Source organism: Marinobacter sp. C1S70, from assembly GCF_000475355.1.
GTDB lineage: Bacteria > Pseudomonadota > Gammaproteobacteria > Pseudomonadales > Oleiphilaceae > Marinobacter > Marinobacter nauticus.
In genome coordinates, this window is the sequence record NZ_AXBW01000022.1 from 21004 (window position 1) to 45627 (window position 24624).

The 24624-nt window shown below is 56.4% G+C and carries 20 protein-coding genes and 4 tRNA genes; 18 read left to right on the forward strand and 6 right to left on the reverse strand.

What is annotated here, in order from left to right:
* Positions 1–21 precede the first annotated feature (21 nt).
* Positions 22–2616, reverse strand: a complete 2595-nt coding sequence (acnB, locus tag Q669_RS07165) for a bifunctional aconitate hydratase 2/2-methylisocitrate dehydratase (RefSeq protein WP_036149147.1) — start codon at positions 2614–2616, stop codon at positions 22–24.
* A gap of 257 nt (positions 2617–2873) precedes the next feature.
* Here acnB and Q669_RS07170 point away from each other — a divergent pair, with 257 nt between their 5' ends.
* Positions 2874–3485, forward strand: coding sequence for a tRNA-(ms[2]io[6]A)-hydroxylase (locus Q669_RS07170; protein WP_036149151.1), 612 nt, complete (start codon positions 2874–2876; stop codon positions 3483–3485).
* Here Q669_RS07170 and Q669_RS07175 read toward each other — a convergent pair.
* Positions 3458–4363 (reverse strand): LysR family transcriptional regulator, encoded by a 906-nt coding sequence (locus Q669_RS07175; RefSeq protein ID WP_022991766.1) that lies wholly within the window; start codon positions 4361–4363, stop codon positions 3458–3460. The two genes, Q669_RS07170 and Q669_RS07175, sit on opposite strands and share 28 nt — an antisense overlap.
* A 136-nt stretch (positions 4364–4499) precedes the next feature.
* Here Q669_RS07175 and Q669_RS07180 point away from each other — a divergent pair, with 136 nt between their 5' ends.
* Positions 4500–5270, forward strand: coding sequence for a ferredoxin--NADP reductase (locus tag Q669_RS07180; protein ID WP_011785332.1), 771 nt, complete (start codon positions 4500–4502; stop codon positions 5268–5270).
* A 107-nt stretch (positions 5271–5377) separates the two neighbouring features.
* Positions 5378–5779: an acyl-CoA thioesterase gene (locus Q669_RS07185; RefSeq protein WP_022991768.1), complete on the forward strand. Its 402-nt coding sequence runs from the start codon at positions 5378–5380 to the stop codon at positions 5777–5779.
* A 70-nt stretch (positions 5780–5849) separates the two neighbouring features.
* Here Q669_RS07185 and Q669_RS07190 read toward each other — a convergent pair whose 3' ends face one another.
* Positions 5850–6602, reverse strand: a complete 753-nt coding sequence (locus Q669_RS07190; RefSeq protein WP_022991769.1) for a Crp/Fnr family transcriptional regulator — start codon at positions 6600–6602, stop codon at positions 5850–5852.
* Between the two features lie 416 nt (positions 6603–7018).
* Between Q669_RS07190 and Q669_RS07195 the strand changes: the two genes are divergently transcribed.
* From Q669_RS07195 to Q669_RS07210, 4 genes are all read left to right on the forward strand, one after another.
* Positions 7019–7483: a response regulator gene (locus tag Q669_RS07195; RefSeq protein ID WP_226374414.1), complete on the forward strand. Its 465-nt coding sequence runs from the start codon at positions 7019–7021 to the stop codon at positions 7481–7483.
* A gap of 188 nt (positions 7484–7671) precedes the next feature.
* Positions 7672–8505, forward strand: coding sequence for a hypothetical protein (locus Q669_RS07200; protein ID WP_022991771.1), 834 nt, complete (start codon positions 7672–7674; stop codon positions 8503–8505).
* A gap of 164 nt (positions 8506–8669) precedes the next feature.
* Positions 8670–9527: an ectoine hydroxylase gene (gene thpD / locus Q669_RS07205; RefSeq protein WP_022991772.1), complete on the forward strand. Its 858-nt coding sequence runs from the start codon at positions 8670–8672 to the stop codon at positions 9525–9527.
* Between the two features lie 45 nt (positions 9528–9572).
* Complete coding sequence (locus Q669_RS07210; protein WP_022991773.1) at positions 9573–9803, forward strand: ChaB family protein; 231 nt, start codon at positions 9573–9575, stop codon at positions 9801–9803.
* Positions 9804–9830: 27 nt separating this feature from the next.
* Here Q669_RS07210 and lpxH read toward each other — a convergent pair whose 3' ends face one another.
* Together lpxH and Q669_RS07220 are read right to left on the reverse strand one after the other, a co-directional pair.
* Positions 9831–10565: a UDP-2,3-diacylglucosamine diphosphatase gene (lpxH, locus tag Q669_RS07215; RefSeq protein WP_022991774.1), complete on the reverse strand. Its 735-nt coding sequence runs from the start codon at positions 10563–10565 to the stop codon at positions 9831–9833.
* Positions 10562–11062 (reverse strand): peptidylprolyl isomerase, encoded by a 501-nt coding sequence (locus Q669_RS07220; protein ID WP_011785324.1) that lies wholly within the window; start codon positions 11060–11062, stop codon positions 10562–10564. Before Q669_RS07220 ends, lpxH begins: the two co-directional genes overlap by 4 nt.
* 161 nt (positions 11063–11223) lie before the next feature.
* On the opposite strand from Q669_RS07220, the gene Q669_RS07225 reads away from it, so the two are divergent.
* From Q669_RS07225 to Q669_RS07235, 3 genes are all read left to right on the forward strand, one after another.
* Positions 11224–12903 (forward strand): glutamine--tRNA ligase/YqeY domain fusion protein, encoded by a 1680-nt coding sequence (locus Q669_RS07225; protein WP_022991775.1) that lies wholly within the window; start codon positions 11224–11226, stop codon positions 12901–12903.
* Complete coding sequence (gene cysS, locus Q669_RS07230) at positions 12903–14294, forward strand: cysteine--tRNA ligase (RefSeq protein ID WP_011785322.1); 1392 nt, start codon at positions 12903–12905, stop codon at positions 14292–14294. Before Q669_RS07225 ends, cysS begins: the two co-directional genes overlap by 1 nt.
* Positions 14295–14440: 146 nt before the next feature.
* Positions 14441–16621, forward strand: coding sequence for a malate synthase G (locus Q669_RS07235; RefSeq protein ID WP_011785321.1), 2181 nt, complete (start codon positions 14441–14443; stop codon positions 16619–16621).
* 84 nt (positions 16622–16705) lie between these two features.
* Here the strand turns inward: Q669_RS07235 and folD are convergent, their stop codons facing one another.
* Complete coding sequence (gene folD / locus Q669_RS07240) at positions 16706–17566, reverse strand: bifunctional methylenetetrahydrofolate dehydrogenase/methenyltetrahydrofolate cyclohydrolase FolD (protein WP_014421154.1); 861 nt, start codon at positions 17564–17566, stop codon at positions 16706–16708.
* Positions 17567–17788: 222 nt separating this feature from the next.
* Between folD and Q669_RS07245 the strand changes: the two genes are divergently transcribed.
* The 8 genes from Q669_RS07245 (at position 17789) to lon (ending at position 24563) form a co-directional block, all read left to right on the forward strand.
* Positions 17789–17865, forward strand: a tRNA-Pro gene (locus Q669_RS07245).
* Between the two features lie 32 nt (positions 17866–17897).
* Positions 17898–17974: transfer RNA gene (locus tag Q669_RS07250), tRNA-Arg, on the forward strand.
* Between the two features lie 88 nt (positions 17975–18062).
* Positions 18063–18138, forward strand: a tRNA-His gene (locus Q669_RS07255).
* 65 nt (positions 18139–18203) lie between these two features.
* Positions 18204–18288 (forward strand) — tRNA-Leu (locus Q669_RS07260).
* Between the two features lie 218 nt (positions 18289–18506).
* Positions 18507–19811 (forward strand): trigger factor, encoded by a 1305-nt coding sequence (gene tig, locus Q669_RS07265; RefSeq protein WP_011785319.1) that lies wholly within the window; start codon positions 18507–18509, stop codon positions 19809–19811.
* Positions 19812–19974: 163 nt separating this feature from the next.
* On the forward strand, positions 19975–20610 hold the full coding sequence (clpP, locus tag Q669_RS07270; RefSeq protein WP_011785318.1) for an ATP-dependent Clp endopeptidase proteolytic subunit ClpP: 636 nt from the start codon (positions 19975–19977) through the stop codon (positions 20608–20610).
* A gap of 76 nt (positions 20611–20686) precedes the next feature.
* On the forward strand, positions 20687–21970 hold the full coding sequence (clpX, locus tag Q669_RS07275; protein ID WP_011785317.1) for an ATP-dependent Clp protease ATP-binding subunit ClpX: 1284 nt from the start codon (positions 20687–20689) through the stop codon (positions 21968–21970).
* Between the two features lie 175 nt (positions 21971–22145).
* On the forward strand, positions 22146–24563 hold the full coding sequence (gene lon / locus Q669_RS07280; RefSeq protein WP_022991777.1) for an endopeptidase La: 2418 nt from the start codon (positions 22146–22148) through the stop codon (positions 24561–24563).
* The last annotated feature ends 61 nt before the right edge of the window (positions 24564–24624 follow it).

Consider the following 24624-nt stretch of genomic DNA (forward strand, 5'->3'; position numbering starts at 1 on the left):
GGTAGGCTACCTCAGAAGATCTCAGGCTACGGAAGCCTCAGACGCCTTCTGAGTGTACTCTTCCATCTGGTCGAAGTTGAGATACTTGTAGATCTCTTTGGACATGCTGTTCAGGTCCTTGGCGTACTCCATGTACTCCGCCGGAGTCGGGAGTTTGCCCAGTACCGCGCCCACAGCTGCCAGTTCCGCGGAGGTCAGGTACACGTTGGCACCATCACCCAGACGGTTCGGGAAGTTACGGGTAGAGGTAGACAGAACCGTTGACTTCGGTGCTACACGTGCCTGGTTACCCATGCACAGGGAGCAGCCCGGCATCTCGGTGCGAACACCGGCGGTGCCGTAGGTGTTGAAGTAGCCTTCTTCCATCAGCTGCTGCTGATCCATCTTGGTGGGCGGAGACATCCACAGACGGGTGCTCAGGGCGCCCTTGTGTTGCTCCAGCAGCTTACCAGCGGCACGGAAGTGACCAATGTTGGTCATGCAGGAACCGATGAACACTTCGTCTACCTTGTCACCAGCCACTTCGGACAGGAACTTGGCATCGTCCGGGTCGTTCGGGCAGCACACGATCGGCTCTTTGATGTCAGCCAGATCGATTTCGATCACGTGGGCGTATTCTGCGTCTTTATCAGCACGCATCAACTTCGGATCTTTCAGCCACTCTTCCATCTGCTGGGCGCGACGCTCCAGGGTACGCGGATCGCCGTAACCCTCAGCAATCATCCAGCGCAGCATAACGATGTTGGAGCGCAGGTACTCAGCCACGGAGTCTTCCGACAGGTTGATGGTACAACCGGCAGCGGAACGCTCGGCAGAGGCGTCAGACAGTTCGAACGCCTGCTCGACAGTCAGGTGCTCCAGACCTTCGATCTCCAGGATACGGCCGGAGAATTCGTTGATCTTGCCCTTCTTCTCAACAGTCAGCATGCCCTGCTTGATGCCGTACAGCGGGATGGCATGTACCAGGTCACGCAGGGTGATGCCCGGCTGCATTTCGCCTTTGAAGCGAACCAGAACCGATTCCGGCATATCCAGCGGCATAACGCCGGTTGCAGCGGCAAATGCCACCAGGCCAGAACCGGCCGGGAAGGAGATGCCCATCGGGAAACGGGTGTGGGAGTCACCACCGGTACCTACGGTGTCCGGCAGAAGCATGCGGTTCAGCCAGGAATGGATGATGCCGTCGCCCGGACGCAGGGAAACACCGCCACGGGTGCGGATGAAGTCCGGCAGGGTGTGCTGCATTTCAACGTCAACCGGCTTCGGATAAGCGGCGGTGTGACAGAAGGACTGCATCACCAGGTCTGCCTGGAAGCCCAGACACGCCAGGTCTTTCAGCTCGTCACGGGTCATTGGGCCAGTGGTGTCCTGGGAGCCTACGGTCGTCATGTGCGGCTCACAGTAGGTGTTCGGACGAACGCCTTTGCCTTCCGGCAGACCACAAGCCTTGCCAACCATCTTCTGGGCCAGGGTGAAACCCTTGTCGCCAGCTTCAGGATCCTTCGGCAGACGGAAAATGTCGGTAGCGCCCATGCCCAGAGCCTGGCGGGCCTTGTTGGTCAGACCACGGCCGATGATCAGCGGAATACGGCCGCCGGCCTGAACTTCGTCCAGGATCACATCAGATTTGAACTTGAACTCGGAGATGGTTTCGCCGGCTTCGTTCAGGATCTTGCCTTCGTACGGGCGGATTTCGATGACGTCGCCCATGTTCATGTTGTCAACCGGGGCCTCGAATACCAGGGCGCCAGCATCTTCCATGGTGTTGAAGAAGATCGGGGCAACCTTGTTACCGATACAGACACCGCCGGCACGCTTGTTCGGCACGCCCGGGATATCTTCACCGAAGAACCACAGAACAGAGTTGGTGGCAGACTTACGGGAAGAACCTGTACCAACTACGTCGCCAACGAAGGCAACGGGCAGGCCCTTGGCCTTGATTTCGTCGATCTGGCTCATCGGGCCGGTTACGCCGGGCTCTTCCGGCTTCAGGCCGTCACGTTCCATTTTATAGGCAGCGCGGGCGTGCAGCGGGATGTCCGGGCGGGACCAGGCATCCGGGGCCGGAGACAGGTCGTCGGTGTTGGTTTCGCCGGTAACCTTGAACACCACCATCTTGGTGCTCTCGGGAACCTTCTTCTTGTTGGTGAACCACTCGGCGTTGGCCCAGGACTCAACCACAGACTTGGCGACGGCGTTGCCGGCGTCCATCTTTTCCTTCACGTCGTTGAAGGCGTCGAACATCAGCAGGGTTTTCTTCAGCTGCTCACCGGCCAGTTCGGCCAGCTCGCTGTTGTCCAGCAGCTCAACCAGGGTCTCGATGTTGTAACCGCCCTGCATCATGCCCAGCAGCTTCACAGAGTATTCTTTGCTGACCAGCGGGGAAGTGGCCTCGCCCTTGGCGATGGCAGACAGGAATGCAGCCTTAACGTAGGCAGCTTCGTCTACGCCCGGCGGAATGCGGTTTTCCAGCAGGTAAACCAGGGTTTCTTCTTCACCGGCCGGCGGGTTCTTCAGCAGCTCAACCAGGGCGGCGGTCTGCTCGGCGTTCAGGGGCTTGGGAGGAATACCCAGGGCTTCACGTTCGGCAACGTGTTCACGATAGGCTTCTAACACGATATGGACCCTCATCAGTTGGAATGTTCCGCGCTGTGGGCGTGATGCCCGGCGGGAGTTTTTTGGCGAAAAGGCCGCAGGAGCCTCTGAATAACGCCTCAAATCACTGATGGGGTTTCAGGATTTATTCAGAGACTCCTTGATCTGGCGCTGCATTCTATAGGAAACCCCTTATAAAGTTAAGTTGGACAGAGGTCGGAGGAATCTGTTAAGTGCGCTATACTCCGGCCTCCCGAATTTTCAGCCTGAACCGCGATATGAACGACGCCCTGCAAGAAATTCACGATTTCCTACCGTGCCGTACCCCGCAAACCTGGATTGACAGCGCCCTGGCAAACCAGGACCTGCTGCTGATCGACCATGCGCATTGTGAAAAAAAGGCCGCGTCCACGGCGCTGAGTCTGATGTACCGTTACGTGGACAACACCGATTTGCTCAACAAGATGTCGCGTCTGGCCCGTGAGGAACTCAGGCACTTCGAGCAGGTACTGGCGATCATGAAAAAGCGGGGGGTTACCTATACCCATCTGTCACCGGCACGGTATGCCGCCGGCCTGAGGGAAGCGGTACGAACAGAAGATCCCGGGCGGCTGGTCGATGTCTTGATCGTCGGCGCCATTATTGAGGCCAGATCCTGTGAGCGTTTTGCGGCACTGGCTCCCTCGCTGGATGAAAAGCTGGCTGAGTTCTACAACAGCCTGCTTAAATCCGAGGCACGTCATTACCAGGATTACCTGAAGCTGGCCGAGCAGGCCAATGGTGGCCCGGTGGATGACCGCGTCGCGGAGTTTCTGGCTATCGAGCAGAAGCTGATCGAATCTCCGGATTCCGAGTTCCGCTTTCACAGCGGCCCGGTTCTGGCAGGTTGAAGCTCCTGGCAAAGTGACATCCAGCGGGCGATTCCGGCGCTGCGGTATTTCTGTTTGTGCAGAATGAAGTAGAACTGACGGTCGAATTTCCGATAGTCGGGGACGCTCAGGGGGGCCAGGCTACCGCGTTTGAAAGCGTCGGCCAGGACTACTTTGGACAGACATCCGATGCCCAGATCCGCCTCTACGGCCCGTTTGATGGCCTCGGTATGTTCCAGTTCCAGCAGGATGTTGAGGTCTGGCAACAGGCCGTGCATCCCCCGTTCGAAGCTCTGCCGCGTGCCAGATCCCGGTTCCCTCATAATCCAGACCGCCTGACGAAGGTCCTCGTCGGTCAGAGCCTGTTTTCGGGCCAGGGGGTGTGACGGAGAGCAGAATACCGTCAGTTCGTCTTCCCGCCAGGGAATTACCTCCAGCTCCGGGGACTGTAGCTCGCCTTCAATCAGACCGATATCCAATTCGAAGTCCCGGACTCGGCGGGCTATGGAGCTGGTGTTGGCCACCTCCAGTGAAACTTTCGGGCGGGTAGGGGTATTCATGTATTTGGCCATCACGCCCACGGCCAGATAGTTCCCTATAGTCAGAGTCGCACCGACTTTCAGGGCGCCGACTTCTGAATGTTTACTGAAGGCCTGTTCCAGTTCCGTGGCCTGCGCCAGCAGGGACTCTGCCTTGGGCCGGTAGAGGCGGCCAAGCTCGTTCAATTGCAGCCGTTTGCCCACGCGGTCAAAGAGCTGGATATCGAACTGATTCTCCAGTTCTTTCAGGGCGCTGCTTGCGGCGGACTGGGACATAGCCAGCGATTCGGCAGCCCGGGTGATGTTCTGGAAATGGGCGGCGGCCAGGAAAACTTCGAGCTGACGAAAGCTGTATTTCATGAGGTGTCTTCCGGTGGAAATTGTTTATCGGAAAAATCGAATAGCCTTATGAAAACAGCCCGTTTTGTCGATTTCAAGCAAAAGGTTAAACTATTCTCAATTCCTGATGGACTGACGTTAATAGGCGAGGGCTCCCATGAGCAACCTGATGAAAGAAACCGTAACCAGTGTGCACCACTGGAACGATACGCTGTTCAGCTTCAAGACCAGTCGGGATCCCGGCTTCCGCTTCAAGAACGGTCATTTTGTGATGATTGGTCTGGAGACGGATGGTAAACCGTTGATGCGCGCCTACAGTATCGCCAGTGCGAACTATGAAGAAGAGCTGGAGTTTTTCTCTATCAAAGTTCCTGATGGCCCGCTGACCTCGCGCCTGCAACAGATCAAAGTGGGTGACGAGATTCTGGTCAGCCGCAAGCCGACGGGTACACTGGTACTGGACAATCTTCTGCCGGGCCGAAATCTCTGGCTAATCAGCACCGGCACCGGGTTGGCACCGTTCATGAGCATCATCAAGGATCCGGAAGTTTACGAAGCCTATGACAAGGTGATTCTCACCCACGGTGTGCGCTACATCTCCGAGCTGGCGTACCAGCAAGAGATTGAAGAACTGCCGGAGAACGAATTCTTTGGTGAGATGGTCAGTGGCAAGCTGGTGTATTACCCGACCGTGACCCGGGAGCCCTTCCGCAACCAGGGTCGTCTGACGGATGCCATGGAAACCGGCAAGATCACACGGGATCTGGGGTTGCCGGATTTCGACGTGGAGCAGGACCGCTTCATGATCTGTGGCAGCCCGAGCATGCTGAAGGACACCTGTGCCATTCTCGATAACATGGGCTTCCGCGAAGCCCGTGGTGGCGACATGGGCCACTATGTGATTGAGCGGGCTTTTGTGGAGCAGTAACTGCGACCAAAGTACTAGCGGAAAATCCTGTGGTTAACGCCACAGGATTTTTTTCGCGAGAGAATTTGTGTGTATAGTTTGCGCTCTTTCACAGCAGGACTATGCCCATGTTTACCCTCGACATTCAGCCTCGCTTCAGTGATACCGATGCGCTTGGCCATATCAGCAATACCTCCCTGCCGGTCTGGTTCGAACAGGGACGTACTCCGATATTTCGGATTTTCCACCCGTCGCTGGACGTAAAAACCTGGCCGCTGATCATTGCTCGGCTGGAGATCGACCTGTTGGCCCAGAGTTACTGGCACATGCCCGTTGAGATCAGAACCGGCGTGGGCAACATTGGTAACAGCTCGTTCCAGGTGGTTCAGGAGGCCTGGCAGAATGGCAAGCAGATCGCCCGTGGTGTCGCGACACTGATTCACTTCGATTACGAAATTGAAAAGTCTGTTCCCATCTCTGACGCCATCAAGGCAGAATTAGCCGAACACAAGGTCAAGGATACCGCGTAACTTCGTCGTGGATGGAAGGCAGCGATCTCAAGGGTCTCTTGCCTGGTGATGGTGCTTGCACGGTCCTGGTCTATAACTGCCTGAATTGCCCAGCCTCGCCCATGGCAGCCTGGATATCTTCCTCGAGATAGGTCGGGTCGAACCTTGCAATTTCCTTGAGACGCTTCAGATCTTGTAGCTGAACCCCAGAGCTGGGCGAGCTAACCAATCCCTCGTCCTTGAGCTCCTGAAACACCCTGTTTACGTGGACGGCACTAAGGCCAAGAGCGTCGGCAATCAGTGACTGCGTGAGGGGAAGGTGTAGTGGCTGGTTTGGCTGGGTAACGGTCCTGTCCACACGATAGACGGTTTCAACCAGGAAATGAGCAACCTTTTCCCGCGCGGACCGGCGTCCCAGGTTAACCAGGCGCTCAATCAGGATGGCCTGATCTCGTGATCCGATCGTGAAAAAAATGTTGCAAAGCAACAAGGATTCCGCGAAGACTTCTGTCAGACGAGACCGGGGAAAGGCACACAGCACTCCGTCCGTGAGCATCCTCAAGCCGGATACACGACTCCGGAACGCATAGTCCCTCAAACCGATCACATTACCCGGCACGTAGACGTCCAGCACCTGACGGGTGCCGTCCTCCAGGTCTCTGAAGGAGTAAGCCCAGCCTTGCTTCAGCGAGTAGAAATCTCCGGGTGTATCCCCCTGGCACCACACATAGCTGTTCTTGCCGTAGTCTTTGGGATTTTTCTCGAGGGATGCCAGCAGCTCTGCCTCAGAACGGGAGATAGGGGCGTAGCTCTCGAAGTGTTTGATAATGCAGCCGGTTTCCATGTGATTTGCTTCCCTTCGTGCCGCCTATTGAAAAACTATTGATAGCAAAGGTATGAAGTTGGGGCAAGGCTCGGTAGGAGGCTGGCGCATCGCGGTAATCGTCTCGGTTTAACCTATGTTAACGACGCTTAAATGATGGGTTGTTAGGTTGGAGTTACATTTCGAGTGAATTTAAGGAAACTAGAATCAGATTCCCATTCAGAGATCAGAGCGCATCGGGTGCGCTGGTGCGGCGGCCTTGCTCTGCCTCACTAATCACGATTGCCGGAGTAGCAGCGTTGATTGCCCTGGAGTGGACGCTGTTTTCGAACTTCAAAATACGGTTTATTAATTATTGGCTCCCATACCATGCTCCCCTGACGAGTCTTCTGGCGCTGGCACTGATGTTTCTGGCTCTGAGGAGTTGGGTCAGGTTGATGCTTGGTGGGGAGCGCATTTCGACCATTCTGGAAGAGAACCCGGCACCGCGTTCGCCGTCCAGACCGGAGCCCCTGGCGAGTCGACTGGGGTTTTCACTGCCTGTCCGAGTGCTTGTAGTGGATGACGATGCGGGGGTACGGATGGTGATGTGCAAGAAGCTCTCCAACCTGGGCGTTCAGGTGACCGGCGTCTGTGATGGTGTGGAGGCACTCCTGGCCGTTGCGGATGATCGCTGGGACCTGGTCTTGATGGACGGCGAAATGCCTTTTATGGATGGAATCGAAGCCATCAGGGCCATTCGCCATCAGAATCTCCTCCCGGTATACACACCAATAGTGACCATCTCTGCGAACCGCAGCCAGGACTATCGTCAGGCCTGTGTTGATGCCGGAACAACGGCCTGTCGGGCCAAGCCTCGAGATACCCGGGATCTGGAAGCACTGATGGATGAGTTCTTGTGAAGCTTTTGGGTGGCAAGGGATTTGCGGGGATGCCAGTGAGTGGTGTATATCCGGTGAGGGCGGGTTCAAAGTTACAACTGACTGAAAAGGTCTGAGCAATCCGGTGGCGTATATGCGGCGATCGTTCAGCCTGCTCTTTCACTCTGATTCACCGATAGGTACTGGTTTTGTTGCTGAGAGAGAGTAGCGTGCACAAGTGGCTTGTGGTCGGCCTTATAGTGGCCATTCTCACCGTGGTGTTGGCGGATCAGTTGACTCGGAAGCCGGCCGTGCCAGCGCTTGCGCTCTCCGAGCGGCAACTGGAATGGGTTGGTCAGCAGATATTTCGTAATGAGTGTGCCGGGCGCTATGACTGCCTGGTGCACTGGAATCAGGGAGAGGCCTTTCCATCGCTGGGCATCGGGCATTTTATCTGGTACCCCGAGGGCGTGAACGAGCGTTTTGTGGAGAGTTTCCCTGATCTGATTCGCTTCATGAAAGCCCGCGCAGTGGCGATGCCTGACTGGTTAACGGAAGATCCGGTACCGGATGCCCCATGGCCGGACCAGAACGCGTTTATTGAAGCCGCAGGCAGTCAACGACTGGCGGAACTGCGTGCCTTTCTGGACCGAACCAAAGCCGTTCAGGTGGCCTTTATTTTCAAGCGAGCAGAGCAATCTCTGCACCGGGTTATCGAAGCCGTGCCGGACGATCAGCGGGACATGGTGGCCGCACACATTACTGAACTTTCAAAGAGACCTGGCGGCGTCTATGCCCTGATGGATTATGTGAATTTCAAAGGTGAGGGCTTATCGTCGCAAGAGGTCTACAGGGGGCAAGGGTGGGGGCTGCGTCAGGTGCTGCTGGAAATGGAACCCGGCAAGGCCGATACGGCCTTGGAGCGCTTTCGCGAAGCGGCCGGACGGGTGCTTACCCGGCGGGCCGAGAATGCAGAGATGCCCATTGAGCGAGAGCGGTGGCTTCCAGGCTGGCTGAAACGCCTTGAAAGCTATCGGGAACCTACCGAAAGCGATGCGTTATAGCTTTACTTTTCAGTAACTTCTAGCGGTTTCCCTGTATAACCTATGTTGTAGTTGGGGCATGTTGCGATTGTTACGTTGAAACCTCATTTTCAGAGTAATGAGGTTTAATCACCATGTTACAACGAGCTGACTTTTACCGAAGCAGAGAGGAAAACGCAGGAAACATGTTTCCCCGGCATGAGCCGATCGTTCACAGCGCGGGGCAGCAGCGCGAGCAAGGGCCACTGGCCCAGCAACAGCTGGCACAATTCGAACGGGATGGGTTCTTGTGGCTCGAGAACTTCTTTACCCCGGAGATGGTCGAGGGTTTCTTCGATGAGCTGCGAGACATGGCTCAGGACAAGGCCTTCTGTGAGCGGGATGAAGTGATCATGGATGCAAACCGCGAGAAAATCCGGTCGGTGTTTGCAATGCATGAGACTTCCGAGGCGTTTCACCGGTTGACCCGTGATCCCGAATTGCTCGGTATCGCGCAGCAGTTGCTGGGCGGAGACGTCTACATCCACCAGTCCCGGATTAACAGCAAGGCGGGATTTTGCGGCAATGGTTTTGAATGGCACTCGGATTTTGAAACCTGGCACACAGAAGACGGGATGCCCGCCATGCGGGCCGTAAGCGCCTCGATCATGTTGACGGATAATAATGCTTTCAACGGCCCGTTGATGCTGATTCCTGGTTCGCACGAGTATTTTGTGCCCTGTGCCGGTGCCACGCCCGAGAACAACTGGACACAGTCACTGCAGAAGCAGACAGCAGGGGTGCCGTCCCGTGATGCTGTAGGTCAGCTGGCAAATCGACATGGTATTGAGGCGCCCACCGGTCCGGCAGGGTCTCTGCTATTGTTTGAGTGCAATACCCTGCATGCCTCTAACCGGAACATGTCGCCCTGGCCTCGAGCCAATCTGTTCTTTGTTTACAACAGCGTGGACAACTGCCTTGTGGAGCCATTCTGCGGAAGTAAACGGCGTCCTGAGTATCTGGCGGCTCGTGCCAATACCCGGCCATTAAAGCCCTGGCGGTAACGCTGCTAACTATGGGGATCATCTCTTGGCAAAAGGAGGTAAACGATGCCTTATGATCGCAAATCCGATCTGCCAGACGGGGTTCGAAACAATCTGCCTGCGCACGCCCAGGAGATTTATCGCAAAGCGTTCAATTCGGCTTGGGAAGAGTACCGCAACCCTGAAGACCGCCGTGGCGACGCCGATCGTGAAGAAACCGCCCATCGCGTCGCGTGGGCGGCGGTAAAGCAGGAATACCACAAAGCCGACGGCGAGTGGGTGAAGGACCGTACCTGATTTCCGGCAGGGGGCTGCCTTCCGTACCTAGAAGTCAGCGAGTGGTTGGTGCCTAAGGGCAACGGGCTGGCCCGCGCGGGCCTCTAGCCACCAGACATTTTCGTCCCAGTCTCCCAGTACAACCCTGCGGGCGCGCTTGCCATTAGCTTCGAGCTCATGAATGGTGGGGCGATGGGTGTGGCCGTGAATCATCAGTTGGACGTCATGGGCTTCCAGTTCTTTCACGACTTCCTCGGGGGTCACATCCATGATGGTCTCAGCCTTGCCCTGATTCTTCGCCATGGAGATTTCCCGCAGTTGCCGTGCCATCAGCTGACGGTCTTTGAGTGGGCGGGCGAGCAGCATTTTCACGGTTTGCGGGTTACGCATGTTGGCCCGGAACTTCTGATATTCCACATCGGCCGTGCACAGGCTGTCACCGTGCATCAGTAGGGCTGGTGTGCCATACAGATCCACTACCGTTGGATCATCCAGCAGGATGGCGCCGGCGCGCGCGCAGAAGTCTTCGCCAATGAGGAAGTCCCGGTTGCCGTGCATCAGGTAAATGTCGGTGCCTGTGTCCCGCACCTCCCGCAAGGCCGCCGCCACCTGTTCCTGCAGCGGTGTGCGCTCGTCATCTCCAATCCAGGCTTCAAAAAAGTCGCCGAGAATGTAAAGACGCTCAACGCCCAGAGCCTTGTCTTTGAGGAAGGACAGAAACGCGCCCGTAATATCCGGGCGCGATTCTTCCAGGTGCAGATCCGAGATAAACAGCGTGGTCACGCGTCCTCCAGAACCTCGGCTTTTTCGATCACTACGTCCTCAAACGGGACGTCCTGGTGGCCGGCGCGCATGGTGGTGCGAACGGCGCGGATCTTGTTGACGGTATCCATGCCCTCGGCCACCTTGCCGAATACGCAGTAGCCCCAGCCCTCTGCGTTCTTGGCGGTGTGGTCCAGAAAACCGTTGTTCTCAACGTTGATGAAGAACTGGGCGGTGGCGGAGTGGGGGTCCATGGTGCGGGCCATGGCGATAGTGCCGACCATGTTGCTCAGGCCGTTGTCAGCCTCGTTCTGTATAGGTTCGCGGGTTTTGCGCGGCGTCATGCCAGGCTCAAAGCCGCCGCCCTGAATCATGAAGTTGCTGATAACGCGGTGAAAAATCAGGCCATCGTAGAAGCCGTCGCGAACGTACTGTTCGAAGTTTTTGGCGGTTTCCGGGGCTTTTTCGTAGTCCAGTTCCAGTTTGATATCACCGAAGTTTGTCTGCAGCAGAATCATCAGGGTTTCCTGTATTTTGGGATCGGAATGTTGAAAGTGGCTATTGTACTCAAGAGTTTCGTCCGGTGCATGAGTCCGGCATGGATTTGTGAGTATAATAGGCGGTTTAAACGGAGCATCCGGACAGCTCCCATGATTCATTCCCTGTTAACAGAGATTGTATGAGCGCCGAGTCGAAGAAAGCCCACAACTTTATCCAGAGCCTGATTGAAGACGCCATTGCCAAAGGGGAGCACACCGGCAAGGTGGTCACCCGTTTTCCCCCGGAGCCCAATGGCTATCTGCACATTGGCCATGCCAAATCCATCTGTTTGAACTTTGGCATTGCCGAAACCTTTAACGGTGAGTGCAACCTGCGCTTTGACGACACCAACCCGGAAAAGGAAAACCAGGAGTATATCGACGCTATCAAGCAGGACGTGGAGTGGCTGGGCTATGAGTGGGCCGGCGAGGTGTGTTACGCGTCGGATTACTTTGATCAGCTCTATGCCTTTGCCGAAGAGCTTATTCAGAACGATAAGGCTTATGTCTGTGCTCTTAACGCTGAACAGATGGCCGAGTACCGGGGTTCCCTGAAAGAGCCCGGCAAGAACAGTCCATACCGGGATCGCCCGGTAGAGGAAAGCCTGCAGCTGTTCCGGGACATGCGCGACGGCAAGTTCCAGAACGGTGAGCTGGTGTTGCGGGCCAAGATTGATATGGCATCCCCGAATATCAACCTGCGGGACCCGATTCTGTACCGGATTCGCTACGCGGATCATCACCAGACCGGCAGCAAGTGGTGCATCTATCCGATGTATGACTTTACCCATCCGATCTCCGATGCTCTGGAAGGGATTACCCATTCCCTGTGTACCCTGGAATTCGAGGATCACCGGCCGCTTTACGACTGGGTGCTGGACAATATCACCATCCCCTGTCATCCGCGCCAGATCGAATTTGCCCGGCTGAATCTGAACTACACCATTACCAGCAAGCGCAAACTGAAGCGGCTGGTGGATGAAAACGTGGTGGACGGCTGGAACGATCCCCGGATGCCGACGATTTCCGGCATGCGCCGTCGTGGTTACACACCGGAGTCCATTCGCAACTTCTGCGACATGATCGGCGTGAACAAGGCCGGTGGCACCGTGGATGTCGGTATGCTGGAGCACGCTATCCGAGAAGATCTGAATAACCGTGCGCCCCGCGCCATGTGCGTGATGCGTCCGCTCAAGGTCACCCTGACCAACTATCCGGCTGACCAGACGGAAACCCTCACTCTGCCAGTGCATCCGCAGAATCCGGATATGGGCGAGCGGGAAGTGACCTGGAGTCAGACCCTGTTTATTGACCGGGAAGATTTCGAGGTAGAGCCGCCGCGTAAGTGGAAGCGGCTGGCCCCGGACCAGGCGGTGCGGCTGCGCGGTGGTTACGTGATGACCTGCAAAGCGGTTGTGCGTGACGGCAGCGGCGAGATTGTCGAGCTCAAGTGCGAATACGATCCGAATACCCTGGGCGTGAACCCGGAGGGCTACAAACCCAATGGCGTGATTCACTGGGTGTCGGCCAGCGACAGCGTGGAGACGGATATCAATCTTTACGACCGCCTGTTCAACCACGAATCTCCGGACAGCGACAAGGAAGGCGATTTTCTGGATCATCTGAACCCGGAATCTCTGGTCGTTCTCAAAGGTGCCCGCGTTGAGAAAAGTCTGGCTCAGCCCCGTACCGATCTGCCGTACCAGTTCGAGCGCGAGGGATACTTTTTCTGCGACCAGGAACTGACTGAAAAGTCTGGCAAGCCGGTGTTCAATCGTACCGTAACGCTGCGGGATTCCTGGGGTAAGGGAGGCAAGTAATGCGTATCTACAATACGCTGACACAGCAAAAGGAAGCGTTCAAAACCCTGGAGCCTGGCAAGGTTCGTATGTACGTGTGCGGCATGACTGTCTACGACTATTGCCATCTGGGGCATGCTCGGGTGCTGGTGGCGTTTGACGTGGTGACTCGGTATCTGCGGCATCGCGGGTACGACGTACACTACGTGCGCAACATTACCGATATCGACGACAAGATCCTGCGCCGGGCTGATGAAAACGGTGAGGTGTATACCGACCTGACCGACCGGATGATCCGGGCCATGCACGAGGATGAGGCAAAGCTCGGCGTGCTGTCACCCAATGAGGAGCCCCGGGCGACTGCCTTTATCGACGACATCATTGCCATGATCCAGAAGCTGATCGCTGGCGGCCACGCATATGCTGCCGATAATGGCGACGTGTACTTTGCTGTGGAGTCATTCCCGGATTACGGCAAACTGAGCAAGAAAAAGCTGGAAGATCTGGTGGCCGGTGCTCGAGTGGATGTCCAGGAGGCCAAGCGCAGCCCCGCGGACTTTGCGCTCTGGAAGGCCGCCAAACCGGGCGAGGTGAGCTGGCAGTCGCCGTGGGGCGAAGGTCGCCCCGGGTGGCATATTGAGTGCTCCGCCATGTCTACCAAGTGCCTGGGTGACACCTTTGATATTCACGGTGGCGGGCCGGATCTGCTGTTCCCGCACCATGAAAACGAAATCGCCCAGTCGGAATGTGCCACCGGCCACACCTTTGTGCACACCTGGATGCACGCCGGCGCCATTCGAGTGAACAAGGAAAAGATGTCCAAGTCTCTGGGCAACTTTTTTACCATTCGCGAGATTCTGGAAAAGTACCCGGCGGAAGTGGTTCGCTATTTCCTGGTGTCCAGCCACTACCGGAGCCAGGTGGACTATTCCGAGGATAACCTGGCGGAGGCCGGGCGAACCTTGACCAAGCTCTATCATGCCCTGCGGGGTATCGTGCCGGCGAAAGAAGCGGATGTAGCGGAAACGGACCACGACCGTCGTTTTGCCGAGGTAATGGATGATGATTTCAATACTGCTGGCGCCATTGCCGTGCTGCATGCAGTGGCGAATGACATCAATCATTACCGCCGGGAAGGTGATGAAGAAGCCGCCAAGCGCAGCGCGGCCGTTCTGGTGCGGCTGGGTGCTGTGCTCGGTCTGCTGCAGCAGAACCCGGAAGCCTTCTTCCAGGCGGATACCGGCAGTGAGCTGACCGCCGAGGACATCGAGGCCATGATTCAGGCCCGTGCCGATGCCCGTAAAGCCAAAGACTTTGCGGAGGCCGATCGCATTCGCGATGATCTGCTGGAGAAGGGCATTATCCTGGATGACAGCCGTGAAGGAACCACCTGGCGCCGGAGCCAGGACTGAGTTGATTCGCGCAATGTCGCATTGTGCCGGTGGGAATGACCTTGTAGGGAATTTCACGTACAATGCGGCGCTCTAATCAGAACGTCCCCGCGCTATCGGCGCCATCAGGGGAGTCGGGAACTACAAACCCATTGAGGCAAGCAACGATGACAGAACGCGTTCAAGTTGGCGGCATCCAGATCGCCAAGAATCTGTACGATTTTGTAAATAACGAAGCGATTCCGGGCACCGGTATTGAAGCTGACAAGTTCTGGGCCGAGTTCGACAAGATCGTGAACGAGCTCGCTCCGCGCAATCGCGAGCTGCTGCTCAAGCGTGACGAAATCCAGGAAAAAATGGATACCTGGAACCGCGAGCACAAGGGCCAGAAACTGGACATGGCCGAGTACAAGGCGTTTCTGAAAGACATCGGCTACCTGGTAGATGAGCCGGCGGATTTCAAAATCTCCACCTCCAATGTGGATCCGGAAATCGCCACCATGGCCGGCCCGCAGCTGGTTGTGCCGGTCATGAATGCCCGTTTCGCCCTGAACGCGGCTAACGCTCGCTGGGGTAGCCTGTACGATGCCCTGTACGGTACCGACGCTATTTCTGAGGAAAACGGTGCTGAGAAGGGCCGTGGCTACAACCCGGTTCGTGGCGCCAAGGTGATTGAGTGGGCCCGCAACCTGCTGGATGGCTCTGCGCCTCTGGCTTCCGGTAGCCATAAAGACGCCGCAAAATACTATATCGACGGCGGCAAGCTGGCGGTTAAACTTCAGAACGGTGACGTGACCGGTCTGAAAGACGAGTCCGGTTTTGTGGGTTACACCGGCGCTGCCGATGCCCCCACTGGCGTTTTGCTGGTGAAGAATGGCATGCATTTCGAAATCCAGATTGATGCCAGCCATCCGATCGGCAAGGATGACGGTGCCCACGTTAAAGACGTTCTGATGGAATCGGCCCTGACCACCATCATGGACTGCGAAGACTCCGTTGCCGCGGTAGATGCTGATGACAAGGTTGTCGCCTACAAGAATTGGCTTGGCCTGATGAAGGGCGATCTGGAAGAGTCCTTCGAGAAGGGCGGCCAGATGATGACTCGTCGCATGAATGGCGACCGCACCTACACTGGCGCCGATGGCAGCGAGCTGACCCTCAAGGGCCGCAGCCTGCTGTTCGTTCGTAACGTTGGCCACCTGATGACTAACCCGGCCATTCTGCTGAAGGATGGTAGCGAAATCCCCGAGGGTCTGATGGACGGCCTGGTAACATCCCTGATCGCCATCCACGACCTGAAGGGCGACGGCAAATTCCAGAACAGCACCAAGGGTTCTGTGTACATTGTTAAGCCCAAGCAGCACGGCCCGGAAGAAGTGGCGTTCACCAATGAATTCTTCGGTCGTGTTGAAGACGCTCTTGGTCTGCCGCGCTTCACCCTGAAAGTGGGCATCATGGACGAAGAGCGTCGCACCACCGTGAACCTGAAGGCCTGCATCCACGCTGCCAAAGAGCGCACCGTGTTTATCAATACCGGCTTCCTGGATCGCACCGGTGATGAGATTCATACATCCATGGAGTTGGGTCCCTTCATCCGTAAGGGGCCGATGAAGCAGGCTGCCTGGATCAACGCTTACGAGCAGTGGAACGTTGACATCGGCCTGGAAGCCGGTCTGTCTGGCGTTGCCCAGATTGGTAAGGGTATGTGGGCCATGCCGGATCTGATGGCAGGCATGCTGGAGGCCAAGATCGGTCATCCGAAGGCTGGTGCCAACACCGCCTGGGTTCCGTCTCCGACAGCCGCTACCCTGCATGCCACTCACTACCACCAGGTGAACGTGTTTGATGTGCAGAAAGAGCTGGCTAACCGTCAGCGCGCGTCTCTGGACGACATCCTGACTGTGCCGGTGATGGAGGATCCGTCGTCCTTGAGCGCCGAGGACATTCAGCAGGAACTGGACAACAACGCCCAGGGTATCCTTGGCTACGTTGTACGTTGGATCGACCAGGGTGTGGGCTGCTCCAAGGTGCCTGACATCAACGATGTGGGCCTGATGGAAGACCGTGCGACACTGCGTATTTCTTCGCAGCTGCTGACCAACTGGCTGTACCACGGCATCTGCTCTGAAGAGCAGATCATGGAAACCATGAAGCGCATGGCTGCGGTTGTTGATAAGCAGAACGCTGGTGATGCGGCGTATCGCAACATGGCTCCGAACTTTGACGACAGCATTGCCTTCCAGGCCGCTGTGGATCTGGTTCTGAAGGGGCGCGAACAGCCGGCCGGCTACACAGAGCCGCTGCTGCACGCATACCGTCAGAAGGCCAAGGCCAAATACGGGCAGTAAAACGCCCGTCCATAAAAAACCCCGCTTCGGCGGGGTTTTTTATTGGGGTTGCCCCCGCTGACGAAGAATTCGCGGGATGGCGCGTCAGGTGTCGGCGTGCAGCACGTTGGCAGCGTAAAGGGTGTTTTCCAGCAGGGTGGCAATGGTCATGGGGCCGACGCCGCCCGGTACCGGGGTGATGTAAGCCGCACGCTCTGCTGCAGCGTCAAAATCGACATCGCCACAGAGTTTGCCGTCATCCATCCGGTTAATGCCCACATCAATGACGGTGGCGCCCGGTTTGACCCACTCGCCCTTGATGATGCCCGGTTTGCCCACTGCGGCCACCAGGATGTCTGCTTCCCCGACAAATTTCTCGAGATTGTCGGTAAATCGATGGCATACCGTTGTCGTGGCTCCTTTTAGCAGCAGTTCCATGCTCATGGGGCGACCGACAATGTTGGAGGCCCCGACAATAACTGCGTGCTGGCCTTTGTAGGGGGTGCCAATGGAGTCCAGCAGGGTGATGACGCCTGCCGGTGTGCAGGGCCGCAGGGTAGGCTTGCGCTGCATCAGGCGGCCGATGTTGTAGGGGTGAAAGCCATCTACGTCCTTGTCGGGCCGTATCTTTACCAGAATCGGATCAGCATCCAGGTGCGAGGGCAGGGGCAGTTGAACCAGTATGCCGTCAACGGCGGGGTTCTCGTTCAGCTCGTCAACCAGCGCTTCCAGTGCCGCCTGGGAGGTATCTTCCGGCAAATCATAGGACAGCGACAGGATGCCTGCCTGCTCGCAGGCCTTGCGTTTGTTGCCAACGTATACCTGGGAGGCCGGATCGTGACCGACCAGTACCACGGCCAGCCCGGGCGCTCTCAGGCCCTTCTGTTTTCTGGCTTCGACCCCGGCGGCCACCTGTTGCCGGACCTGTGCAGCAATTTCTTTTCCGTTAATCAGTTTGGCGCTCATGTTTCCGTCTTGTCGGTTTGGGCGTAAGAAAGTGAAGGCCGGGCATTGTCTCATGCTTCAGGGTTAACGCCAATGTAGAGGGGGTGGTCGGGAACTCCAGCGGTTACAGGTGGTCACTTATAGGACTGTCTCGGCAAGGAATTTTCAATTCCGTGTTGACGGACGCGATCGGCGCCGGTAATATGCGCGCCAACTTTGCTGAGGCACTTGTTGTTCAGTTAACGGGGTATAGCGCAGTCTGGTAGCGCGCCTGCTTTGGGAGCAGGATGTCGGGAGTTCGAATCTCTCTACCCCGACCACTTTCTGGATATTCAGGTGGGCGAACGGTCAAGCGCCCGTAGCTCAGCTGGATAGAGCATCCGCCTTCTAAGCGGATGGTCGCAGGTTCGAGTCCTGCCGGGCGCGCCATCTCGTTAATCGCAGATTGGTACCGGACTCGCCGAACCAGCAAAGTTGAAGTAAGCAGTAGTGTGCCGGCAGGCACCTCCCTGATGTGGTGGACGTAGCTCAGTTGGTAGAGCTCAGGATTGTGACTCCTGCGGTCGAGGGTTCGAACCCCTTCGTCCACCCCACTTTTCCCCTTGTTTGTTTCCGAGCACCCTGATTCCCTGTTATGGTTCAGAGCTGCGCCGGATATGCGAGAGTGGCGGAATTGGTAGACGCACTGGATTTAGGTTCCAGCGGGTAATACCGTGAGAGTTCGAGTCTCTCCTCTCGCACCACCCTTTCTTTTTTCTGATTTGTCCCCATTGTGTTCCCGTGCCGCGTTGTCAGGCGCGTCTCAAACCCATATTCAGGGTGGCCGGGTGATTCTCTCGGCGGGGCAAACCGTGATAAACTACCGGCTTTTAATTTTGCGTCCCTTTGGGGTGAGCTGCTCCTGCCGGGATTTTGGTTTAATTTTCATTCACCTACAGAATCTGTAATTTGAGGAACTTCCATGCAAGTGTCTGTTGAAACGACCTCCAACATCGAGCGTCGCATGACGATTGGTGTGCCCGCCCAGGAAATCGACCAGGCGGTTCAGAAACGCCTGCAGGAAACTGCTCGCACCGTGCGCCTGAACGGTTTCCGCCCTGGCAAGGTTCCCATGAGCGTGGTCAAGCGTCGTTTTGGTGACAGCATCCGCCAGGAAGTGGTTGGCGAGGCTATGCGCGACAACTACATCAAGGCGCTGCAGGAGCAGGATATCAATCCGGCTGGCTGGCCCAAGTTGGAGCCGAAGACCATGGAAGAAGGCAAGGACCTCGAGTTCGTTGCGACTTTTGAGGTTCTGCCGGAAATTGAGCTGGGCGATCTGAGCAAGATCAACGTTGAGAAGCCGGTGTCTGAAGTTGCCGACAAGGATATCGACAACATGATCGATAATCTGCGTCGCCAGCAGGCCACCATGAAAGAAGTCAAGCGCAAGTCCAAGAACAAGGACATCGTGACTATCGACTTCAAGGGCTCCATCGACGGTGAAGAATTCGAAGGTGGCTCCGCTGAAGGTCATCGTCTGACCCTGGGTTCAGGTCAGATGATCCCTGGCTTTGAAAAGGGCATTGTGGGTGGTAAAGCCGGTGAAGAGCTGGAAATCGATGTCACTTTCCCTGAGGACTACCATAACGAAGACCTGGCGGGTAAAGATGCCAAGTTCGCGATCACTATCCACAAGGTAGAAGAGCCGCAGCTGCCGGAGCTGGATCAAGAATTCTTCAAGCGTTTCGGCATCGAAGCTGAAGACGAAGTCGCTTTCCGCGAGGAAGTGAAGAAGAACATGGAGCGCGAGCTCAAGCAGGCAGTATCCAACAAGGTCAAGAACGACGTTGTAGACGGTCTGTTGGAGACCACCGAGCTGGAAGTGCCTGCGGCTCTGGTTGATCAGGAAATTGATCGCCTGCGTCAGGACGCCGTTCAGCGCTTTGGCGGTCAGGTTGATTTCCAGCAACTGCCGAAGGAAATCTTTGAAGAGCAGGCCAAGCGTCGCGTGAAGACCGGTCTGCTGTTCCAGGAAGTGGTCAAGAAGAACGACCTGAAGGCTGATGAGGCAAAAGTAGAAGAAAAGATCCAGGAGATCGCTTCTACGTATGAACAGCCGGATGAAGTTGTTGCACACTTCAACAGCAACCCGGATCAAAAGGCCCAGGTTGAGTCTTCTGTACTGGAAGACGCCGTGGTTGATTTTGTGCTTGGCGCGGCCAAGGTAAAAGAGAAGAAGATGAAGTACGAGGAAGCGGTTCAGGCCGGTCAGCCCCAGCGCTGATGGCCGCCGGGCATTGGCTCGGTGCCGTGTTCTGGAAGCAGCCGGCGTGTCCGGCTGTTTTCATCTGGGCGATCTGCTGGCAGAGTATATGGGGTACCGGAATACAACGGGCCCCCGTTGAAGCAGGAGTCCAAACCATTGTCCATAAGGAGTTCAGGCGCACATGACGCAGAAACCGTTTGATGGCCCTACAATGATAACCAGCTCAGGCCTGGTGCCGATTGTTATTGAACAGACGGCGCGCGGCGAACGTTCGTTCGACATTTATTCCCGTCTGCTCAAGGAGCGGGTGATCTTTCTGGTTGGTCCGGTTGAAGATCACATGGCAAACCTCGTGGTTGCCCAATTGCTGTTCCTGGAATCCGAAAATCCGGACAAGGATATCCATCTTTATATCAACAGTCCGGGTGGCTCCGTTTCCGCCGGCATGTCCATTTACGACACCATGCAGTTTGTGAAGCCGGATGTAGCAACGCTTTGCATCGGTCAGGCAGCCAGCATGGGTGCTTTCCTGTTGTCGGGTGGCGCGAAGGGCAAGCGTGCCTGCCTGCCACACTCCCGTGTAATGATTCATCAGCCGCTGGGCGGCTATCAGGGGCAGGCGACGGACATCGAGATCCATACCCGTGAGATCCTGAAAATCCGCAACACGCTCAACGAGCTGCTTGCGGAGCACACGGGTCAGGACATCGAGACCATCGCCCGGGATACCGACCGTGATAATTTCATGGATCCTGCCCAGGCCAAAGAGTACGGGTTGATCGATACAATACTTGATAAGCGCGTATCGAATAAATAATACTGAAAGTCATCGCATCACTACCGGCCGGCGTACACACTGATGACACCGGCCAACGAAGAACAGAGGTATTTCAATGGCAGATGAAAGAAACGGCAGAGGCGACGATAACGGCAAGTTGCTCTACTGCTCGTTTTGTGGAAAGAGCCAGCATGAAGTCCGTAAGCTCATTGCAGGGCCCTCGGTGTTCATCTGCGACGAGTGCGTTGATCTGTGCAATGACATTATCCGGGAAGAGATTCAGGAGAACGCCCCGGAGGAGGCCAGCGACCGCCTGCCCACGCCGGCAGAGATCCGTGAGACTCTGAATGAATATGTTATTGGCCAGGATCGCGCCAAGGTCGTTCTGTCTGTAGCGGTGTATAACCACTACAAGCGCCTTCGCTACGGCGAGGGCAAGAGTGATGTCGAGCTGGGCAAAAGCAACATTCTGCTGATCGGTCCCACCGGTAGCGGTAAGACCCTGTTGGCCGAAACCCTTGCGCGCATGCTGAATGTTCCGTTTACCATCGCGGATGCGACCACGCTGACCGAAGCAGGCTATGTGGGTGAAGATGTTGAAAACATCATCCAGAAACTGCTGCAGAAGTGCGACTACGATGTCGAAAAGGCCCAGCGCGGTATTGTCTACATCGACGAGATCGACAAGATTTCCCGCAAGTCCGATAACCCGTCCATTACCCGGGATGTATCGGGTGAGGGTGTTCAGCAGGCTTTGCTGAAGCTGATCGAGGGTACTGTCGCTTCGGTTCCTCCTCAGGGGGGGCGTAAACACCCCCAGCAGGAGTTCCTGCAGGTGGATACCGGTAATATCCTGTTTATCTGTGGCGGTGCCTTCGCCGGCCTCGACAAGGTTATCCAGGAACGCTCTGAGCGCAGTTCCATTGGCTTCTCGGCTACAGTCAAGAGCCAGGACGACAGCAAGAGCACTGGCGATATCATTCGCGAAGTCGAGACCGAGGATCTGGTGAAGTTTGGCCTGATTCCGGAATTCGTCGGTCGTCTGCCTGTGGTAGCCACGTTGACCGAGCTGGATGAAGAAGCACTGGTGCAGATTCTGACCGAGCCCAAAAACGCTCTGACCAAGCAGTATCAGAAGCTGTTTGATATGGAAGGGGTGGAGCTGGACTTCCGGGAAGACGCCCTGCGCGCAGTGGCCAGAAAAGCCATGGAGCGCAAGACCGGTGCCCGTGGTCTGCGGTCGATAATGGAAGCGACCCTGCTGGATACCATGTATCAGATTCCCTCTGAGCATGATGTCTCCAAGGTGGTGATCGACGAGAGTGTGATCAAGGGGGATTCAGAGCCCTTCAAGATCTACGCCAGCAGCGATCACGCCAAGGCGGTGCCCGAAGACTGAACGGGCACAGGGCGTAGAATACCGGGTGATATAAAAGGGGCGTTCAACGCCCCTTTTTCATCTCAGGCCCTTATCGTTTGCTCCCTGATATTTCCCATCGTAAAAAGATTGCAATTTTTGTCAGCGCCCCAATGTTGGGTGATATGCTGAAAGAAATACTGTCAGAGGATTCCCCATGACCCGTATACCTGATGAAACTGTGCACGAATACCCGCTGCTTCCTTTGCGTGATGTGGTGGTGTTCCCGCACATGGTGGTTCCGCTGTTTGTGGGCCGCGAAAAATCCATTCAGGCGCTGGAAGCGGCAATGGAGGGCAGCAAGGAAATCCTGCTGGTAGCCCAGAAAGATGCCTCCACCGACGAGCCGGGCCCGAAGGATGTATTTGCCATGGGCACCCTGGCGACAGTGCTGCAGATGCTTCGGCTGCCGGATGGCACCGTCAAGGTTCTGGTAGAGGGTAATTCCCGAGCCAGCATTTCTGACATCGAGGAAGGCGATTACCTGTCCGGCCAGGCCATTCTGATGGATGAGGAATCCTTGCCGGAGCGTGAGGAAGACGTCCTCACCAAGACCCTGATGGACGAATTCGAGAAGTACGTGAAGCTGTCCAAAAAGGTGCCATCTGAGGTTTCCAATGCTTTGACCGGTATCCACGAACTTGAGCGTCTGGTCGATACCATGGCCGCGCATCTGGAGATGCGGATTCCCGAGAAACAGGAGTTGCTGGAAGCTCTGGACGTTCGTAAGCGGGTTGATCTTCTGCTGGGCAAGCTGGACGGTGAGATTGATCTGATCGAAGTCGAGAAGCGCATCCGTGGCCGTGTGAAAAAGCAGATGGAGCGCAGTCAGCGCGAGTATTACCTGAACGAGCAGATGAAAGCGATCCAGAAGGAAATGGGCCAGCTCGGTGAGGGTAACAACGATTTCGAGGAACTCGAGCAGAAGCTTGAGGAAGCCGGTTTGCCGGAAGAAGCCCGGAAGAAAACCGAAGCCGAGCTGAACAAGCTCAAGATGATGTCTCCGATGTCGGCGGAAGCTACCGTGGTGCGCGGCTACATTGACTGGATGCTGGCCGTACCCTGGAAGAAGCGCAGCCGGGTTCGTCACGACCTTGAAAAGGCCCGAGAAATCCTGGACCGGGATCACTACGGCCTGGACGAAGTGAAGAAGCGTATTCTGGAGTATCTGGCAGTACAGAGTCGGGTCAAGAAGGTAAAAGGGCCTGTGCTCTGCCTGGTAGGGCCTCCCGGGGTTGGCAAGACCTCCCTTGGCCAGTCCATCGCCAAGGCAACCAATCGCAAATACACCCGCATGGCGCTGGGTGGTGTGCGTGACGAAGCCGAGATACGAGGCCACCGCAAGACTTACATCGGCGCGCTGCCGGGCAAGTTGTTGCAGAAGCTTTCCAAGGTGGGTGTGAAGAACCCGCTGTTCCTGTTCGACGAAATCGACAAGATGGGCATGGACCATCGTGGCGATCCGGCCTCGGCGCTGCTCGAGGTGCTGGATCCGGAACAAAACCATACATTCAATGACCACTACCTGGAAGTCGATTACGACCTCTCGGATGTGATGTTCGTGTGTACCTCCAACTCCATGGATATTCCACCGGCACTGCTGGACCGCATGGAGATCATCCGGATTCCCGGATACACCGAAGATGAAAAGGTCAATATTGCCCTGCGTTACCTGCTGCCCAAGCAGCTCAAAGCCAATGGCCTGCGCAAGGACGAACTGAAACTGCCGGAAGAGACCATTCGGGATCTGATCCGCTACTACACCCGGGAGGCCGGTGTGCGGGGCCTTGAGCGCGAGATTGCCAAGATCTGCCGCAAGGTTGTACGTGAGCACGTAGAGAGCAGCAGCAAGGCCTCTGTGACTCTGACGCCGGATATTCTGGAGGATTACTCCGGGGTCAAGAAGTTCAAATACGGACTGGCAGAGGAAACCAATGAGATCGGGCAGGTGACCGGTCTGGCCTGGACTCAGGTCGGCGGCGAACTGTTGACCATAGAGTGCGCTCTGACACCGGGTAAGGGCCGTGTGGTTAAAACCGGCTCGCTGGGTGACGTTATGCAGGAATCCATTCAGACGGCACTCACGGTAGTTCGGAGCAGGGCTGCGGGCCTGGGTGTGGCGGATGATTTCCACGAAAAACACGATCTTCACGTGCACGTACCTGAGGGTGCGACCCCGAAAGATGGCCCAAGTGCCGGTATCGGGATGTGTACAGCACTGGTTTCTGCACTGACCCGAATTCCGGTTCGGGCGGACGTGGCAATGACCGGTGAAATCACCCTGCGAGGTCGGGTTCTGGCAATTGGTGGCTTGAAGGAAAAGCTGCTTGCGGCCCATCGGGGCGGTATCAAGACTGTTATTATCCCGGATGAAAATGTCAGGGATCTCAAGGAGATACCGGACAACATCAAGGAATCGCTGGAGATCCGCCCGGTCAAGTGGATCGATGAGGTTCTGGACATTGCACTGGCCTACCAGCCGGATCCCAGGGCGGAAGATACCGACAAGGATACCGGCAAATCGGCCACTTCTGATGATTCCGGCGACGCTGCAGAGCGCATAAATACACATTAAACACCGGATGAGTTGTTGACACGCCTGAGAGCCCGTTGGTATAACTGTTTCGCCGTGAAGC